Origin of the sequence: Sorangium sp. So ce406 (genome assembly GCF_051474675.1) — a bacterium.
Lineage (GTDB): Bacteria > Myxococcota_A > Polyangia > Polyangiales > Polyangiaceae > Sorangium > Sorangium cellulosum_G.
Map to the genome: position 1 here is coordinate 2,690,153 of NZ_CP150340.1, position 17,902 is coordinate 2,708,054.

Below are 17,902 nucleotides of genomic sequence, written 5' to 3' on the forward strand. Positions count from 1 at the left end.
GCGCTCACTCGAGGCGGGTGGGATCGAGCACCTTGCCGTCCGGCGTGAGCCCGTTGCGGCGCCAGCGCTCCTCGACGGACAGGCCCCGCTCCGGGGGCGGCCGCGTCTCGTCGCGAACGACGAGCTCCGAGACGTGCGCGCGCGAGACCACCTCGATCCGGATCGTCCGCTGAGGCGCGCTCTTCACGGTCGCGCGCGAGAAGATCGTCTTCGCCGGCCCGGTCTCGACGTTGCCCGCGAGCACGCGGGTGCGCACGTAGTTCGCCACCCGCTCGGCCGGGATTTCCCCGACCGCGAAGACCGCGTCGGGGAAGCGCGCGCGCACCTTCATGCGCCGCGGGATGGGCAACCCGAACGCCTGCTCGACGCCCTCGGCGAGCTCGCCCGGCAGCGCCTGGTCGACCGGCGGCCTCGGCGCCGGGGCCTCGCTCGACGGCGGCGCCGGCGCCGGCGCGCCCGCGTCGCTGCGGCAGGCGAGCGCGGCGCAAGCGCACGCGGCGCACGCGGCGAGCGCCGCGGCGCGGCGCGGCAGGCCGGCGCGCTTCATTCGATGATCGTCGCCCACGAGTCGATCTTAACGATCCTGCGCGGCGCCTGCAGCGACCTCGTGCTCGTGCGCGTCTCGGCCCCCTGGGCGTCCTCCTGGCCCGCGGCGCCGGTGTGGAACACGAGCTGGTACTCGGGCGGGCTCGACTGGCTGACGACGGTCTGCGTGCCGAAGTACGGATCGGAGTAGGTCTCCGTCTCGATGCACGTCGGCTTCTGGGTGACGGCCACGCCGAAGACGACCGTGCCCGGCGCCTGATCCTCGAAGTGCTGCGGGGGCGCCAGCGGATCGATCACGAGGCAAGCGTCCGGGTACGCGGCCGGGTTCCCCGCCTGGCCGCGCAGGTAGTCGACGCCCCAGATCGAGCCGAACCCGTCCGCGCAAGCGTAGGTCCCGGGCGCGGCGGGCGTGAACGTCGCGAAGTACGCGCAGCCGTTGAAGAGGGAGATCGGCCCGGTCACGCGCTTGCCGTCCGTGAAGGGGACGACCCAGTTCTCGGTGAAGCGGAGGCCGTTGTTGGCCGGCCGCTCGGTGATCGACCACGCCCGCGTCTCGACGGTGCCCGCGGTGAACGCCTCCTGATCGCCGGTGGAGAACAGGACGACCGTGTTGCCGAGCGGATCGGTGCTCACGACCGGCGTCGTCTGGATCGGCTGGCTGCTCGCCGCGGTGTCGCTCGCGAACGAGTACGCGTCCCAGGCGAGGCTCACCGTCCAGTTGTCCGGGTTGGGGCTCGCCAGGCGGACGTGCCAGAGCGTGCCGTCGGCGTCGCCGACGTAGATGCGCTCCGCGACCTCGCCGACGCCTGCCGGGAACGGCACGGGCACGCCGGTGATCGGCGAGTCGAAGTCGACCACTTCGGTCCGAGAGGTGAGCCCGGCCGGCCCCTCGTCGGCGTGGCCCCGGAACGTGCGGAGCACCTCGCCGGTGTCGAGCCGGACGATCGTGAGCGAGCGCGCCGGGCCGACCTGGCCGTTGGTGCTCGCGGTGCCCCAGCACCGGACCGAGTCGCGGACCGACAGGCTGCCCGTCGGCTGGAAGTACGGGTGCGTCGTGCTCTTGCGGGGGCACGCGCTCTGGTTCGGGTCGAGCGGGGCCGAGCCGCCGGGCAGGATGGCGACCGCGACCTCCCGGAACCCGCTGCCGGCCTCGAGCGTCACGGTCGCGATCGCCGGCGTCGGCGTCGTGTCGCCGAACAGGTCGTTGCCGCTGTCGTCCGTGGAGAGCTGCCAGAGGAACCGCGGCTCCCGCGGGTTCGTGATGTCGAGCGCGTAGTAGAAGCCGCCGCCGCCGCCGCCGCCGGCGACCAGCACGGTGTTCCAGGTCGACGAGCCGGCGGCCGCCTGCGCGCCGGTGCGCTCGAAGACGACGTTCTTCACGACGGGCGCGCCGTCGAGCAGGATCGATTGCTGGTTGAACGTCTGGAGGAGCCGCGGGAGCACATGGGGCGGCAGGAACGACCAGAGCTCGTTGTTCTGGACGCGATCCACCTTGAGCGGGTCGGCCGCGGTCGCCGCCGTCACCTGGAAGGCGTGGAGCTGCCCGTCGGTCGTGGCGGTGTAGAGCACGAGCGGCCGGTTCGCCCGATCCGGGTGCTCCGCGAAGAGCCTGTACGACTCGTCGGGGATGGTGTCGCGCGGCGGCCCCACGATCACCGGAGTCGAGTGGTAGATGCTGCCGAGCTCGTTGCCGTCGCGGGACGGGACGTCCGGGGGCATCGGCTCGCCGATCTCCCACGCGACGAGGCGCTCGGCGCACTGCGCGGCGGTGTTCACCCGCAGCCCGCCCGAGCACTGCGGGGGGACGGTGCCCGCGTCGGGATCGAGGTTGAGCGCGCGCGGCGCCTGGGAGAGCTCGTTCGCGAACAGGGACGCCGGCGCCGGCGCGCCGCCGCCGGTCACCGTGCCCGTGTAGCCTCCGAGGCCGTCCGCGGCCACGGTCGCGGGGCGGATGCTCCGCTGCGACCCGATGTTCTGCGCGGCGTCGGCCTCGCCGATCACGGTGAAGAACCTCCGGGGCCGCGAGAAGTCGTTCGAGTTGACGTTGGCCGCGAAGTCGTCGCCCTTGCTGGGGTCGACGTCCTCGAGCTGCGTCGTCATCACGCCGTTCACCGCCTCGCAGACGAAGCGCTTGCGCTCGAGGTTGCCGCTCCACATCGAGCCGTCCGGCGGCGGGCTGAACGACGAGCCGAACTGGTAGGCGACGCCCGCGGCGTCGCTGCCGGTGTCCGCGGTCGTGACCGCGTTGGCGAAGACGGGGATGGTTCGGCTCGTGGAGTTCGAGGCGATGCGCGCGAAGATCTGCGACATCACCGCGGAGAGCTCGTTGGCGTCGTCCGGGAAGTAGCCGCGGTCGGTCCCGCCCTCGATCGCGATGCGCGACAGCGTGCAGCACGCCTTGAGCGCGTTCGACGCGCTGTCGCAGCGCCCGCCGGGCAGGAAGTCGCTGCTCGAGATCGTCGCGCAGTTGAAGCTCGGATCGTTGAGCTCCTGCCGCGCCTGGGTGGTGAGGCCGAACCCGACGGTATAGGTCCGCACGCGCCGGTTCGGGTTCACGTGGGTGTTGAGCGAGTGCGCGACGACGTGCGGCTCCTCGTAGGGGCAGCCGGTCCCTTCCGGGCCGGGGCCTGGCCCCTGCGCGCAGGTCGGGCGCAGGTCGAGGTTGGGCTCGCCGTCGGAGATGAGCACGATCGAGGTCTTGCGGCAGCCGCCGCTGATGTACGGATCGTCGCGCGGGCCGAGCGGCCGGGTTTGCCAGGTCGAGGCCTCGTTGAGGATGTAGTCGCGCGCGTCGGTCAGCATCCCGGCGAGCGGCGTCGCGCCGTAGGGGCGCGTCGCGATCAGCGCGTCCTGGATGCGCTGGTTCGTCGCGCGGACCTCGGTGATGTCCGCCGTGTAGGACGGGAACGGGACGAGCGGCCCCTCCCAGAGCGGCGCGGCCGGGTTCTTGGCGCCGACCTCCATGTCCTCGACGGCGCAGTCGGGCGGGTTGCCCCGCGCTGGGTACCCAGCGCCGCTCTGGAACTCGAGGAAGTAGCTCCACATCCCCGCCATGCCGCCCACGGGATCGGGCGTGCCGGCGCTGAGCCCTGTGCGCGCGTCGGGGAGCGTGTCGAACGTCATGAGCGAGAACCGGATCCGGTCGCTGTACACGTCGAGCAGGCCGGACGTGGCTTGTTCCCAGCCCATCCCTGGCGCGCAGGGCTGGGTCGCGTCGTCGAAGGGGTGCTCTCGCAGCGAGTTGTAGTCCGCCCCCGGGCCCTTCGTGCAGCCGCGGGAGAGCAGGCGATGGAACGGGATATAGTAGTTCCTGTCGTACGGCGGCTCGGAGCCGAGGCTGAACTCGTCGACGAACTCGGAGCTCGTGCGGGGCTGCGCGTAGCACGAGAAGTCCGTGATCGGCCCGGTGAGCGACTCGACGAGCTTCGCCCAGCGGCTCTTCAGGGCCTCGCTGGAAGGGGCGTTGAGCGGATTGCAGTCCGGCTCGCCGCCCGCCACCGTCTTCTCCATCGATCCCGACGTGTCGACGAGCAGGAGGACGTTGGGGAGCGGCGGCTCGACATCCACGGCCTGCCCGCGCGCGCGCGGGGCGAGGAGGCCGACCGTCGCCGCGGAGCCCATCGTGACAAGCACCTTCGTCAGGTTTCGCATCGTGCGCTCCGGTTCGTCGCGTTCACTTGCAGAGGACATGGGCCACGAGGGACAGCGCTTCCTGGCTGCCTGCCGTGGCGAGGACTTCGTCTTCACCGACCGGGTTGCCCGGGTCGGGCCAGGCGACGAGCCGCCCGTTCATGGCGACCGTGCAATACTCACCTTCCACCGAGGAGCCTTCGTGCTTCCCGAGCGCCGGCGATATCCTGTCGGTCATCTCCACCTTGAAGCTCCACCGGAGGTCCTTGCGGCCGAGGCTCCCTGGCGCGCCGGGCGCGTCGGACTCCAGCAGATCTTCCGCCGCGCGCTGCTGGAGCTCTCTCGAGTTGATCGTCCAGCATTCGATGGGGGCGCCGAGGCAGTTCTCCCCCCTGACGAACCCGCCGTTCAGGCCGCCTTTCTCCTCGATCTCGGCGAGCGCGAGCTGCATCGCGTACTCCGTGAGGTAGTGCGTCTGCGTCATCCGGCGCGCATGGCCGCTGGCGATGGTCGACAGCGTGGCGGCGTGGGCCGCGAACAGGCCGATGGCGGTGAGCATCGTGATGACCAGCACGACGATGAACACGGCGGCGCCCCGCTCGCGGGAGCGCCGGAGGGAGCGGGTGATGCTGGCGTTCTTCATCTCGGTTCTGCCTGGTTCGGGAGCGCGACATCGGCGTAGAGCGTGCGCATCCGGGCGAACACCGGAGAGGCGCCCGCCGGCACCGTGTCTGCCGGTGTGTTGACCCCGGCGACGATGCCGGGGATCAGGAACCTGAGCCTGCGGCCGTCGGTGCCGACGGGGAAGCCGACGTCGCGGTCGGGCGCCCGGGTGCGGGTCGAGAGCCGGATCTGGACCGACCGCACGTCCTCCGGCCTGGCGCCAGGCTGGTTGTTCGCGGCGGCGATGGTGTACACGTTCGCGTTGTCGGTCGCGGTGATCGGATAGCGCGTGATCTGCGGGTTCGTCCTCTGCTGGGCCTTGTCCGCCTGCACGGCGGAGATCCCGAACTTGAGGTCGACGGCGTACTCCGCGATGAGCTCGAGCGTCTCTGGCTTCTCCTGATCCTCGTCGTCGAGTTCGACCCGCACGAGCTCGGTGCGCCCGTTGTCGCCGGTGAGCGCCGGGCTGATGGGCGCCACGAGCGAGCGATAGGACGTCGACTTTCCGACGAGGCTCCGGATGTCGTAGCGGACGCGGGAGATGACGCTCACCCACGCGTGCGCGCCGCTGAGGGGCAGGCCGCAATCGGGCTCGACCTCCCGCGTCGTCACCCCGGGAGGGGACTTGAGGTAAACGAGGTTCCCCGGATCCATGTGGTCGATGACGGCATACAGGTGCGGCTGATTCGGGCGGCTGATCCGCAGGATGCGCCCCGCCTGGAAGAGCCCGCTCAGGTTCTCTGCGCCGCCTTGCGCGCGCTCGCTCGTGCGCCGCGAGGCGGCGCTGTCGAGGAGCAGGACGTACCAGGTGCCGCCGTCGTTGACGACGCGCGCCTCGAACACCTCGGTGCTGTTCAAGCTGCCGCCGATGACGATCGCGTCCGGCCACATGCCGTTGACGATGCTCTGGCCGAGCTCCGAAGGGTGGAGGAACACCGACCCCTGGCGCTGGATCGCGACGCCCGAGAGGAGCCTGAGGCCGGTCGGCGCGACCGGCGGAGCGCCGCAGCGCTGGGCGTCTGCCGTGACCTGGATGTTGCCGGTCGACAGGTAGGCGGCGCGCTGCAGGTCCGCGGCGAGCCGGTTCAGACCGATCGTCGCGCCGAGGTGCGAGGCGGAGGCCCGCGCCTCGTTCTGGAAGAAGCGGGTCGCGTTCTTCGAGAGCAGGAAGGCCGCCAGCGACACGACGAGGCCGGCGGCCATGGCGACGAGCAGCTCCACGAGCGTGAAGCCTCGCTGTCCTGAAGGGCGCGCCCGCGCGGCGGAGGTGCGTCGATCTCGCATCGCTGTCACTCCTCGGTCGTGTTCCGGCGGACGGCCGTCGTGACGTAGACCGCGCCGAAGCGCTCCGGCTCCGCGTCGACGACGACCGGGGCCACCGCGCAGTCGATCGGGTTGCCGTTCCGCTCCCAGATGACGCGGATCTCTGCCCGGATGAGGGTCGGCCAGCGCCGCGCGCCCGACGTGGCGTCGGTGAACTGGCCGAAGCGGACGTGCGTGCAGAACGCGGGCTGCGACGGGTCGCCCGTGTAGATGTCGGTCCCGAACACGTCGGCGCTCGGCGCCCCGAGCGCGGGGATCAGCGTCGGCGTCAGCTTCTCCGGGAACGGGGCGGCGGTCATGAGGCTGAGCCAGTCGGTGTCGCTGTCACGGTCCGGGACCCGGTTGGGATCGTTCCACTGGAGCGCGTCCACCCGCAGCCGCTCCGCCCACGTCATGGCGATGTTGTTGGCGATCGCGATGTTGCGCGCGTTCGTGTTGCTGATGAGCGTCGCCTTCTGCAGCGCGAGCACCCCCGTGGCGCCGATCGCGAGCACGCCGAGCGCCGCCATGACCTCGATGAGCGTGTAGCCGCGGCTCGCCGGCCGCCCTGTTCGCGCCGCGCTCACAGGCCGAGCCTCGCGACGCCGTTCGGCGGGACGAAGACCGAGCGCAGGAGCCCGGTCCCGGTGTTGGTCACGTTGACGCGGATCGCGCCGAGGAGCGGCACGAGCTCGGCGCCGAAGTCGTAGCGGACGAAGGTCCGCCCGCGCGCGGTGAAGCAGACGTCGGCGGTGTCGCGCACGACGCCATCGGGGTCGGTGGGGTCGCGGAGCTCCACCGCGGCGAGCTCGATGCCCGTGACGTCGAACCGCGTGACCGGCTCGGTCTCGGCCGGATCGAGCCAGTTGCCCACGTCCTTGCAGTTCTTCGAGAGCATCGCGTCCGGGCCGATGGGCTCCACGCGGGCCTGCCGCACCTCGAGCTCGCCGGTCGAGGCCGTCCACCGCACGAGGACCGCCGTCCCGCGGCCCATCGCCTGGTGGCGCGCGAGGCGGTAGATGCCGCTGATCTCCATGGCGGTGCGGTTGACGCGGCGATCGCGCATGCCGTTGACGAAGCTCGGCGACGCCGCGGCCGCGAGGATCCCGATGAGGACGACCACCGCGAGCAGCTCCGGGAGGGTGAAGCCGCGCGCGCGCCGGCGCCGCGCGCGCGACGCGCGCCACGTCGGGGAGCAGGCCCGCGGGCCGCCGGGATCACCAAGCGCAGGTCGCGACCAGGAGGAAGAACGCACCGAATGCCGGGCAAAGGCAAGCCGCGTGCCCTGTCCGATTCGCGCCAAGTTGTGGAATTTCATGGGGAATCTCTCAAAGAACCGCGCGGCGGGCGCTAACGATTGCGGCGCTATGAAAAAAGGTGCAAGGCGGACGGGCCATGCGATTCCCGCCGGAAAGGTGTTCATCGAGAGTCCTGTTGGCCCACAGCGCGTCTCCCGCGTGGAGCACGCGCGGCGTGCTGCTCGCCGGGGCGCTCACGGCCGCGCTGGCCGTGGGCTGCGGCAAGAAGGAGGAGGAGCGCATGGGCGCGCCGCCCCCGCCTGCGCCGGCCGCCAAGCCGGCGGCGTGCGCCGGCGGAGGAGGGACGATCAGCGACGCGGCGAGCGCGCCGTTCTTCCCGCGCACGATCGGTGGCTTCTGCCTCGACCCGAACGGCGCCGAGAAGACGTTCGGAGAATCGGCGCCCCTGCCGCTCGACAGCATCTGCGACATGTTCGACGGCGAGTGCGAGATCTACAAGGGATTCGGCGTGCGGCGGGTGGTCGAGGCGCGCTACGTGAGCGGCGCCGGCGGCTCCGCGACCGTCGACGTCCACCTCTCGAAGTTCGGATCCACCGAGGGCGCTTACGGGATGTTCACGAAGCGCACCGTGGGCGACGGCGACCCCGCCGACGAGGCGACGCCGCGCCTCATCGAGGGCGGCGGCGCGGCCGCGATGGGGGTCGGCAACGCGTACCTCTGGCGCGGGCAGTACCTCGCCGAGATCACGTACAACGACGAGGCGCTGGCCGAGGCGGCGCTCAAGTCGTCGAGCGAGAAGGTCCTGCCCGGGCTCGTGAAGGAGATGGGCGCGAAGCTGCCCGGCGAGGCGACGCTGCCCCCGGCCGCGGCGACGTTGCCCAAGGACAACATGATCCCGCTCGGGATCCGCTACGAGACGAAGGACGTGCTCGGCGTCGACGGGGCGGGGCCAGGCGCGTTCGGCTACTACAAGGAGGTCGACAAGCGCTACCGGGTGCTCTCGGTCGTGCGCGGCGACGTCGACCAGGCCAAGGACGTGCTGTCGACCCTGGCGAAGCAGCCGGGCGCGTCGCGGGAGAAGGGCATCGGCGACGGCGCGGTGCGCCTGATGCACAAGGAGGGCGATAGCCCCGCCACCGAGTGGATCTTCGCCCGCACCGACAAGACCGTCTACGGCGTCGGCGACGAGGCCCGCGTGCTCCGCAGCGGCATGACCGCCGACGAGCACGCCAAGGTGACGCTGACCAAGGAAGAGAAGTCGGCGCGGCTGAAGAAGCTCGTCACCTCGCCGGCGCCCTGAGCGCCGCGATCGCTGGTCAGGGGAGAGTGGCCGGCGCGGCGGAACATCGCCGCGCCGGCGCCTGCGCGCCGCGGGGGACGAGCGGGCGCGCGGCGGCGCTGCGAGGCGCCGCGCGGTCACCGGTCACCGAGCGCGCGCCGCGAGGCGCCCTGCGATCACTGCGTGCGGAGGATGACGTGGAAGCCGAACGGCGTCTCGACGAGGTCGCTCACCTCGCCGACCTTGATCGTCTCGAGGCCCGCCTGGAACTCCGGGACCATCGCGCCCTTCGGGAACTTGCCGAGGTCGCCGCCCCGCTTGTCCGCGCCCGGCTCGTCCGAGTACTCCTTCACGATGTCCGCGAACTTGCTCGGGTCGGCCTTGGCCTTCTTCATGGCCTCGGTCGCGCGGGCCTGGGCTTCTTCCTTCGTGCGCTCGATGGTCGGGGGCGCGCGGCGGCTCCCCTTGTACATGACGAGCAGGTGCTTCGCGCCGAACATCTCCCGCGGCGCCTGCGCTGACTGCGCCGGGCGGGGCGTCGGCGTCGGCGGGGGCGCGGGCGACGCGGCGGCGTGCTCGTGCTCGTCCGGCGCCGGAGCGACAGGGGCCGCGAGGCGAGAGAGCGGCGTCTTGTTGAACATGCCGAAGAAGCCGAGGAGCCCGATCAGCACGAGCGCGCTGAGCACCGCGTGCGGCGTCCACCAGTACGGATCTTCCGGCTCGGCGCCGTCGTCGTCGTCGTCGTCGCGGCCGTGGACCGCGGTGGCCTTCGCCTCCTCCTCCCCGTCGTCGTCGTTGTCCTCGTCGGTCGACCCGTCCTCGTCCTCGAGGTCCTCGTCGTCCCTGGCCCTGTCCTTCTCGGTCTTCTTGCTCATATCGCTTCCCTGATCCGGGCCTCGGGCCTTAGCACGCAGCCGCGCCGGCCGTCAGCCGATCTCCGCCCAGGCGCTCGTGAGCACCGGGTCGGGCCGCTCCTTGACCGACGTGACCACCGCGACCTTGCCGCCGTCCAGCGCGTAGCCGCGCGTGACGAGCGTGTCGCCGGGCCACACCGGCTTGCGGAACTGCGCGCCGTAGGCCCGCAGCTTGCTCGCGTCGCCGCCGGCCGCCTTCTGGATGATCGCGCGCGCCGCGAAGCCGAACGTGCAGAGGCCGTGCAGGATGGGCCCCTGGGCGAAGCTCGCCTTCGCCGCGACCTCGGGGTCGGCATGGAGCGGGTTCTCGTCGCCCGAGAGCCGGTAGAGCAGCGCCTGCTCGGGCGAGGTCGCCTGCTCGACCTCCCAGTCGGGCTCGCGGTTCTTCGGCACGGGGGCCTCCGACTCGGCGTGCGGCGGGCGCGGCCCGCCGAAGCCGCCGACGCCGCGCACGATGATCGACCACACCGTGTCGAAGAGCGGCTCACCCTCGAGCGTCGTCTTCGTCTCGACGATCACCTGCGCGAACTTCTTGAGGTCGTAGATGCCCGACAGGGTGGCGGTCGTGAACAGCGTCCCGCTCGTCGGGAGCGGGCGGTGCACCCGCAGCGTCTGCCCGCCGTGCACGATGAGCGGCAGCTCGGCGCCAGCCACCTCGAGCGCCTCGAACACCGTGCCCTGGGTCGGGATGACGCCGAACGTCGGGTAGACCTTCATGCCGCCCGGCGTGCCCTCGTAGAGGTACTCGAGCTCGTCGCGCCGGGCGCCGATGCCGAGCGCGTAGGTGGCCAGGGTCTTCCAGGTGAAGGTGAAGGCGCTGGGCTGGGTCGTGTGGCCGACCTTCGAGAGATTCAGCGGCATCGGGGGCTCCTCGCTGGGTGGAACAGCCGAGGAGGCGTACAGACCTGGCGATGTCGCGTCAACTGCCGCGCTCCGGCGCCGCGCGCGCGGGCGGCGGCCGCTCGCTGTCCGCGCCATCCGCGCTGGTCGCGTCGCGCGCGTCCGTGGCGGCGTCAGAGCGCGACGCGGTAGGCGATCAGGACGCCGATGTTGAACATGTCGACGCGCTCGGAGAGGGAGGCGCGATCGCCTGTCGGCGAGACCTTGCGCTGCTCCGGGAGGAACCAGCTCGAGTAGCGGATGTGGCTCCCGAAGCTCCAGTTGTCGGCGAAGGTCCACTCGCCGCCGATCGCGAGGCCCACGGCGACGCCCTCGGTGCCGATCGTCGCGGCCCTGGGCCCGACGTAGGCGGTGTCCGAGTACGGGTCGCGGTCGGCCTCGACCGACCAGGAGTCGTTGACGACGACGCCGCCGAGCGTCGCGCCCCCCCACCACTCCCACTTCTCCGTGCGGATGCCGTAGTAGCGAAACACCCCGTCGAGCATGAAGTAGCGGCGCGCGTGATCGCGCTCGAGCTCGGGCGCGCCGCGCGCGGCCTCCGTGCTCAGCGTCGCTGCCCAGAAGATGCCCGCGCCGAAGCCGATGTCGCCCCAGCGGTAGAGGTTGTGGATGCCGAAGGAGACGCTCGTCTCGCCCTGCTCGCAGGTGTCCGGCGACAGCGACACGGGGCAGACGTCGGCGCCGGGGAGCGTCATCACGCCGCCGCTCATCTCGACCATGGTGTAGGGGCGGTCCTGCTCGCGCGCGGCGGCGGCCCGTCGGGCAGCCCTGCTCTCGTCGGCGCGACCGGGGGCCGCGACGAGGAGCACCGCGACCGCCGCGCCGCACGCGGCGCCGCGCGTGGATCGGGGTCTCTCGCGGCGCGGCGGTGACGCACGGTCGCCCTCCCCAGCGCGGTCGTTGGTGGGCGCTCGCGACGTGGGGTACGAACGGCCTGGATTCACCTTCGATGGATTATAGCCACGGACCCGTCGAGGAGGGGAGCGGCGACAGGGACTCCGTGGGCAACGGCGGCGGCGAGGGGGGCAGGGCGGGCGCGGGGGGGGCGGCGCTGGCCGGCGGCGAGGCGGCGCCGCTCGTGGGCGAGCCCGCGTCCCTGGGCGGCGCCGGCGCGTTCCTGGGGGCCGGCGTCGGCGGGGCAGGCGCGCCCCTGGGTGCGGGCGCGGGCGGCTGGCCGGCGGGGGCGCCGCGGGCCTCGGGCGGCGCGGGCCGGCGCGGCGGCCTGCGGTCGGGGTCTGCGGCCGGGGACGCCGAGCTTTCCGGGGAGACCTGCGGGGGCGGCTCCGGGGCGGCGCCGGGCGGGCCGCTCGAGAGCTCGAGGACGAGGTGCTGGGCGGTGGTGAGCTCCGGGTGCAGCTCGACCGCGAGCTTCGCCAGCCGGATCGCGCCGGCCCTGTCGCCGGCATACTTGCGCCCGAGGGCGTCGGTGACGATGCGCTCGGACGACTCGCGCCGGAGCTGGGCGAGCCGTGGGTCCCTCGGCCAGCGCGCGAGCGCCTGCGAGAGGATGTCCTTCACGTTCTCGCCGGGGGGGGCGTCCCACGCGTGCCTGCCCATGCAGTCGCGCGCGCGCTCGATGTGCGCGTCCAGCGAGTCGCTCGCGGCCGGTCCGCCGAACGCGCCGAGGTGCCGCCCGCCGAGGAACACGACGAGCCCCAGCGCGCCGGCGCACGTGAGCAGGGCGGCGGCGCGGGCGATCACGGCGCGGCGCGGGAGCGGCCGCGCGGCGGACTCGACGCCCTGCATGGTCGACGGCACCGGCGCGGAGTCGCGCGAGGGCTCGATGCCGAGGCCGATCGCCGTCCGCGCGGGATGTTCGGGCAAGGGGGTGGACCAGGAGGGCGCCGCGGCGCCGCCGGGCGCTGCGCCGCTGGGTCTCGACGCGCGCTCTGCGCTGCCGAAGGAGGCGTGCTCTCCGCTGCGGAAGGCCGAGTGCTCTCCGCTGCCGAAGGCGGCGCGCTCCGCGCCGCTGGGCCTCGACGAGCGCTCCTCGCTGCCGAAGGAGGAGCGCTCCACGCCGCTCGATCTCGGCGAGGACGACCGCTCCACGCCGCTGGAGGACGAGCGCTCGTCGTCGGGGCCATGCGCCGCCAGGTCACCGTAGCGGTCGACCGCGGCGTGCGGGGGGATCGATCCGAGATCGCTGATGTGCGCGCTCTCGAGCGTGGGCGCGGGGATGCCGCCGATCTGGGCGGCGAGCGCCGGGGAGAGGTCGAGCGATTTTGTGCGCGATTTCGAGGCGAGCTTCATGACCGCGCTGGCGCGCAGGAGCCCGGGCTGGGCGGCGATCTCGTCGGGATCGAGGCCGCTCGCGCGCACGGCGAGGGCGAGGTCGCGGCCGAGGGCGCGCGCGTCGGGGGCGCGCTCCGACGGCTTCTTCGCGAGGTTCTGCATCACGACCTGCGCGATCGGCGCGGGCACGTAGCTCGAGCGCGCGATGCTGCGCAGGTCTGTCGGCGGGGCGTGCGTGTGCTGGACGAGCAGCGCGACGGGCGAGTCGCCCTCGAACGGCGCGCGCCCCGCGAGGCACTGGTAGAGCATCGTCGCGATCGAGTAGACGTCCGCCGGCGGCCCGACGCGCTGCCCCTCGGCGCCCTCGGGCGAGATGTACTTGGCGGTGCCGAAGATGAGCCCGGCCTGGGTGGTCATCGCCTTGTCGGCCCAGTCGAGGCGGGCGATGCCGAAGTCGAGGACCTTCACGTAGTCCGGATCCTCGCCGCGGCGGACGAGCATGATGTTCTCGGGCTTGAGATCCCGGTGGACGATGCCCTGCGCGTGCGCCTCGCCGACCGCGTCGCACACCTGGAGGGTGATGTGGAGCGCCCTCGGGAGCGGGAGCGCCTCGCTCTCGCCGCCCGCGCCCGCCGCGGCGAGGGCGGAGAGGAGCGAGATGCCGTCGAGGTGCTCCATGACGAGGTAGAGCTCGCCGCCGATCCGGGGGTCGGCCGTGGCGGGGACGCTCCCTGTCATGAGCACCTGGACGACGTTCGGGTGGACGAGGCGGCTCGCGATCTTGGCCTCGCGGTGGAAGCGGCTCACGAGCTCGGCGTTGGTGCTCAGCTCGCGGTGGAGGATCTTGACGGCCACGTCGCGCTCGATCCCTGCCTGGAAGGCGCGGTAGACGCGGCCCATCGACCCGATGCCGATGAGGTGGCGGACCTCGATCTGCCCGCCGAGGGTGAGGCCGACGTAGGGGTCGCGCTCGGCGGCGCCGAAGGCGGGGCTCTTGCGCGAGCTCGCGAGCGGGGTGCCGTCGCGGGGGCAATAGAGGACGCCCGCGTCGTAGCGCTCACCGCACGAGGGGCAGCCTTTCGCGGGGGACGGCTTCATCGACAGCGCTGATGCTAGCACCGCTCCCGCGATAAATTGTCGGACGGAGCGGCGTTTCGGCGCGTCGCGGCGCCGGGGCACGCTCCGGAATGGACCGACCGGCGCCTTGCGATTACGGTCGCCGCGTGAGCGGTTCCAAGGCGGGCGCGGCAAGGGCGCGCGGCGGCAAAGGGCGCGGCAACGCGGGCGCCGCTCCTGCGCCCGCCGCCCGCGGGGCGGCGGCCTCCCGGGCGCGCGAGGCGCCCACGCCGCCCCGCGAGGTGGCCGCGTCCGCCCGCGAGGCGTCCGCGGCGGCCGGCGACGCGGCGGACGCGGGGCCGCGCGAGGGCGAGTACGTCGTCTCGCTCCCCACGTTCGAGGGGCCGCTCGACCTGCTGCTCCACCTCATCCAGCAGCACGAGCTCGACATCCTCGACATCCCCGTGAGCTTCGTCACGGAGAAGTACCTCGAGTACCTGAAGATCATGCGCTCGCTGTCGATCGACCTCGCGAGCGAGTACCTCGTGATGGCGGCGACGCTGGCGCACATCAAGTCGAAGATGCTGCTGCCGAGCGTGCCTGCGGGGCAGGACGACGACGGGATGCCTGGCGAGGAAGAGGATCCGCGCGCCGAGCTCGTCCGGCGGCTCCTCGAGTACCAGAAATACAAGGTCGCCGCGGCCGATCTGGCCGAGCGCGGCACGCTGGGGCGCGACGTGTTCACGCGCGGCATGAGCGAGAGCGAGGTGCCGAAGGGCCCGGCGCCGTTCGCGTCGACGTCGATCTTCGGCCTGCTGGACGCCTTCGAGCGGGTGCTGAAGCGGACGAACGTCCAGATCGATCACGAGGTCGTCTTCGATCGCATCAGCATCACGGATCGCATCGTCGAGCTCACCGAGAAGCTCTCGGCGCGGCGGGCGATGCGCTTCGAGGATCTGCTGCTCGACAGCGTCTCGAAGGGGGGTGTCATCCCGCGCTTCGAGGTCGTGATCACGTTCCTCGCCGTGCTCGAGATGTGCAAGCTGAGGCTCATCCGGGTCCACCAGACGGACTCGCTGGCGCCGATCCACATCCTGCTCTCGGTGGCGGAGGGCGAGCCCCCGGTGGACTTCGACCCAGACGACGGTGCGCCGACGGCGGAGCGGAGCGAGACGACCGGGAGCGACGAGGCGGGAGCGCCGCCTGCCGGCGCGCCGGCCGAGCCTGAGGTGGCGGAGGCTGCGGAGGCCGAAGAGGAGAGCGGCGAGCCGGCGGAGCCTGAGGTTGCCGAGAGCGCGGAAGCTGCGGAGGCCGGAGAGGAGAGCGGCGCGCCGGCGGAGCCCGAGGTGGCCGAGACCGCGGAAGCTGCGGAGGCCGGAGAGGGGAGCGGCGAGCTGGCGGAGCCTGAGGCTGCCGAGAGCGCGGAAGCTGCGGAGGCCGAAGAGGAGAGCGGCGAGCCGGCGGAGCCTGAGGTTGCCGAGAACGCGGAAGCTGCGGAGGCCGAAGAGGAGAGCGGCGAGCCGGCGGAGCCTGAGGTTGCCGAGAACGCGGAAGCTGCGGAGGCCGAAGAGGAGAGCGGCGAGCCGGCGGAGCCTGAGGTTGCCGAGAGCGCGGAAGCTGCGGAGGCCGAAGAGGAGAGCGGCGAGCCGGCGGGGATTGGGGCTGCCGCGGCAGCCGAAGCTGCGGAAGCCGAAGCAGAAGGCGGCGCGCCGGCGGAGCCTGAGGTGACCGAGACCGCGGAAGCGGAAGCCGAGAGCGGCGAGCCGGCGACGCCTGAGCTGGCCGAGCCATCCGTGGATCCGAGCGGCGAGCCCGCGCCCCCGGAGCTCGCCGGGGCGGTGGAGGAGACGGGCAACGCGCATGACGTCGCAGGCGACGAGCCAGCGAGGGAAGCGGATGCCGGCGCCGCGCCGGCCCCTCTGGAGGAGCCGAGCCGCGATGCGATCGCGGAGACGAGCGGCCTGTCGGCGCCAGAGGGCGTCGCGGCGCCGCCGGCCGCGGTGGATGAAGTAGACGCAGGGAGTGGCCGTGACGGTGGCTGATGCCGCGGCGAAGCGGCGGCGCGTTTCGAAGACGGCAGGACAGAGCGCATCGGCGCGGCTGAGGGCGGCGGCGCACGCGTGGCTTGGCGGGGCGAAGCGGCCGCGGGCGGCGAAGAAGGAGCCGCGCGCGCCGAGGACGCCGGGGCAGGGCGCGCCGGCCAGGGCGAGCGCGCAGCGCGCATCGGCGCGGCTGAGGGCGGCTGCGCACGCGTGGCTGGGCGGGGCGAAGCGGTCGCAGGCGGCGAAGAAGGAGCCGCGCGCGCCGAGGACGCTGGGGCAGGGCGCGCCGGCCAGGGCGAGCGGACGCAGCACGCCGGCGCGGCTGAGGGCGGCTGCGCACGCGTGGCTGGGCGGGGCGAAGCGGCCGCGGGCGGCGAAGAAGGAGCCGCGCGCGTCGAGGGGGGCACGGCAGGATCCGGTCGCTCGCTTCCGCGCCGTCGCGTGGGCCCTGCTCGGTGATCCGGCGCGGCGCGCCGCAGCTCCCGCCCGCAGCGCGACGGCGGCCGCGCAGGTGCCGGGGCTGTCCGCGGTCGCGCGCAAGCACCTGAAGGGGGTCCTGGAGGCGCTCATCTTCGTGGCGGAGCGACCGGTGCCGGCCCGCGAGCTCGCGCGCTCGGCGAACGCAGAGCACCGCGTCGTGCGGGAGCTGCTGGCCGAGCTCGTCGCGGAGTACGACGGGCGGGGGTTCCGGCTGGACGAGGTCGCCGGCGGGTACGTCTTTCGAACGAGCCCCGCGTTTGCGCCGTTCGTCCGCGAGGTGACCGAGCAGAAGCCGGTCAAGATGTCCCGCGCCCAGACCGAGACGCTCGCGATCGTGGCGTACCGGCAGCCGATCACGCGGCCCGAGATCGACGAGATCCGCGGCGTCGACTCCGGCGCCGCGCTCAAGTCGCTCCTGGAGCGCGATCTCGTGAGGATCCTGGGCAAGAAGGACGAGCCCGGGCGACCGATGCTCTACGGAACGACGGCGCAGTTCCTCGAGTTCTTCGGCCTGAAGGCGCTCGGCGAGCTGCCGACCTTGCGCGAGTTCACCGAGCTGACCGAGGAATCTCGTCGCGCCTACGAGCGTGAGCTCGGCGAAGAGCCGCCGGACGCGGCGGTGGTGACATCGGAACAGGAGAGCTTCGCCGGCGCGGAAGGTACGATCCGGACGAGCGTCGCCAGCGCAGGAGAGAAGCCAGCGGAAGACGTCGGCGTGTCGCCTACAGCGCCGCGGGAGGGAGAGGTTGCCATGGAAGCAATGGAACACGAGATGGGTGTGGAGAGTCCGGTCCCTGGGGTGCATGCCGAACCTGGCGCGCAGGACGCCTTCGGACCCTCGAACGAGCTCGAGGAGGACGAAGTGCGCAGCGCGGAGGACGAAGACGAAGAAGAGGACGAGGACGAAGAGGACGACGAGGACGAGGAAGAGGACGACGAGGAAGACGGCGACGAGGACGAGGACGAGGACGAAGGGGACGAGGAAGACGGCGACGAGGACGACGAGGAGGACGAGGAAGGCGACGAGGACGACGAGGAGGACGAGGAAGGCGACGAGGATGAGGACGACGACGAAGACGAAGACGACGAGGATGAGGACGAGGAAGACGACGAGGATGAGGAAGACGAGGACGACTGAGTCGTCACCGCCCTCTGACCTTCAAGCGCGTCGGCCCGCCGTTCATGACGGCGGCACGTCCGTCGGATCCGGATAGGCATCCGCCAGCTTCAGCGCCGCGCTCCTCAGCTCCGGGTGGGAGAGGAGCTTGCGAAAGAGCCGCCAGAGCTCGGGGTCGGCGAGCACCTGGAGCGGCGAGGCGTTCGCCTGCTTCTTCTTCTTGCGGGGGATCGCCTCCGGACCCTTGCGCCGCAGCTCCTCCATCATCCCGACGAACCGCTTCGTCGGAAAGAGATCGCCGTGCTCCCAGGCGAGCACCGTCTCCTGCTCGATGCCCAGCGCTCCGGCGAGCTCGCGGGCCGTGCAGCCAAGCTCCTGCCGGAGCTTCTTGATGTCCTCGGGGGCCATGCGAGGCGAGGGTAGCGGCCTCCGAAAAAAAAGCGACGTCGAGGCAACCGGCGGCGAGCTCCCGCCGAACTCCG

14 protein-coding genes are annotated in these 17,902 nt (G+C 72.4%); 3 read left to right on the top strand and 11 right to left on the bottom strand.

Features of this window, described 5'->3' with window-relative positions:
* Positions 1-4 precede the first annotated feature (4 nt).
* Genes WME96_RS10100 through WME96_RS10125 form a run of 6 tightly spaced genes read right to left on the bottom strand, consistent with a single transcriptional unit; the run spans position 5 to position 7,564 of the window.
* Complete coding sequence (locus WME96_RS10100; RefSeq protein ID WP_437289937.1) at positions 5-547, bottom strand: hypothetical protein; 543 nt, start codon at positions 545-547, stop codon at positions 5-7.
* Positions 544-4,197 (bottom strand): hypothetical protein, encoded by a 3,654-nt coding sequence (locus WME96_RS10105; protein WP_437289938.1) that lies wholly within the window; start codon positions 4,195-4,197, stop codon positions 544-546. The genes WME96_RS10100 and WME96_RS10105 overlap by 4 nt, the downstream gene beginning before the upstream one ends.
* 22 nt (positions 4,198-4,219) lie before the next feature.
* Positions 4,220-4,819: a hypothetical protein gene (locus tag WME96_RS10110; RefSeq protein ID WP_437289939.1), complete on the bottom strand. Its 600-nt coding sequence runs from the start codon at positions 4,817-4,819 to the stop codon at positions 4,220-4,222.
* Entirely contained in the window at positions 4,816-6,123 is a 1,308-nt protein-coding gene (locus tag WME96_RS10115; RefSeq protein ID WP_437289940.1) for a PilW family protein, read from the bottom strand. The genes WME96_RS10110 and WME96_RS10115 overlap by 4 nt, the downstream gene beginning before the upstream one ends.
* Positions 6,124-6,128: 5 nt before the next feature.
* Entirely contained in the window at positions 6,129-6,728 is a 600-nt protein-coding gene (locus WME96_RS10120) for a type IV pilus modification PilV family protein (protein WP_437289941.1), read from the bottom strand.
* Positions 6,725-7,564 carry a pilus assembly FimT family protein gene (locus WME96_RS10125; RefSeq protein ID WP_437289942.1) on the bottom strand — a complete coding sequence of 280 codons (840 nt, stop codon included), beginning with the start codon at positions 7,562-7,564 and terminating at the stop codon, positions 6,725-6,727. The genes WME96_RS10120 and WME96_RS10125 overlap by 4 nt, the downstream gene beginning before the upstream one ends.
* Positions 7,565-7,575: 11 nt before the next feature.
* Between WME96_RS10125 and WME96_RS10130 the strand changes: the two genes are divergently transcribed.
* The gene (locus WME96_RS10130) at positions 7,576-8,700 is read left to right on the top strand and encodes a DUF6599 family protein (protein WP_437289943.1); all 1,125 of its coding nucleotides are present in this window, start codon (positions 7,576-7,578) and stop codon (positions 8,698-8,700) included.
* 155 nt (positions 8,701-8,855) lie between these two features.
* Here WME96_RS10130 and WME96_RS10135 read toward each other — a convergent pair whose 3' ends face one another.
* The 4 genes from WME96_RS10135 to WME96_RS10150 form a co-directional block, all read right to left on the bottom strand.
* Positions 8,856-9,554 (bottom strand): peptidylprolyl isomerase, encoded by a 699-nt coding sequence (locus tag WME96_RS10135; RefSeq protein WP_437289944.1) that lies wholly within the window; start codon positions 9,552-9,554, stop codon positions 8,856-8,858.
* Between the two features lie 51 nt (positions 9,555-9,605).
* Positions 9,606-10,454, bottom strand: a complete 849-nt coding sequence (locus WME96_RS10140) for a MaoC/PaaZ C-terminal domain-containing protein (RefSeq protein ID WP_437289945.1) — start codon at positions 10,452-10,454, stop codon at positions 9,606-9,608.
* A gap of 152 nt (positions 10,455-10,606) precedes the next feature.
* Positions 10,607-11,302, bottom strand: a complete 696-nt coding sequence (locus tag WME96_RS10145) for a hypothetical protein (protein ID WP_437289946.1) — start codon at positions 11,300-11,302, stop codon at positions 10,607-10,609.
* A 145-nt stretch (positions 11,303-11,447) separates the two neighbouring features.
* On the bottom strand, positions 11,448-13,823 hold the full coding sequence (locus WME96_RS10150) for a serine/threonine-protein kinase (protein WP_437289947.1): 2,376 nt from the start codon (positions 13,821-13,823) through the stop codon (positions 11,448-11,450).
* Between the two features lie 125 nt (positions 13,824-13,948).
* Between WME96_RS10150 and WME96_RS10155 the strand changes: the two genes are divergently transcribed.
* Together WME96_RS10155 and scpB are read left to right on the top strand one after the other, a co-directional pair.
* A complete protein-coding gene (locus tag WME96_RS10155) occupies positions 13,949-15,823 on the top strand; it encodes a segregation and condensation protein A (RefSeq protein ID WP_437289948.1) in 1,875 nt (624 codons plus the stop codon).
* The gene (gene scpB, locus WME96_RS10160) at positions 15,810-17,441 is read left to right on the top strand and encodes an SMC-Scp complex subunit ScpB (protein ID WP_437289949.1); all 1,632 of its coding nucleotides are present in this window, start codon (positions 15,810-15,812) and stop codon (positions 17,439-17,441) included. The genes WME96_RS10155 and scpB overlap by 14 nt, the downstream gene beginning before the upstream one ends.
* 42 nt (positions 17,442-17,483) lie before the next feature.
* Here the strand turns inward: scpB and WME96_RS10165 are convergent, their stop codons facing one another.
* The gene (locus WME96_RS10165; RefSeq protein ID WP_437289950.1) at positions 17,484-17,828 is read right to left on the bottom strand and encodes a helix-turn-helix domain-containing protein; all 345 of its coding nucleotides are present in this window, start codon (positions 17,826-17,828) and stop codon (positions 17,484-17,486) included.
* Between the last annotated feature and the right edge of the window lie 74 nt (positions 17,829-17,902).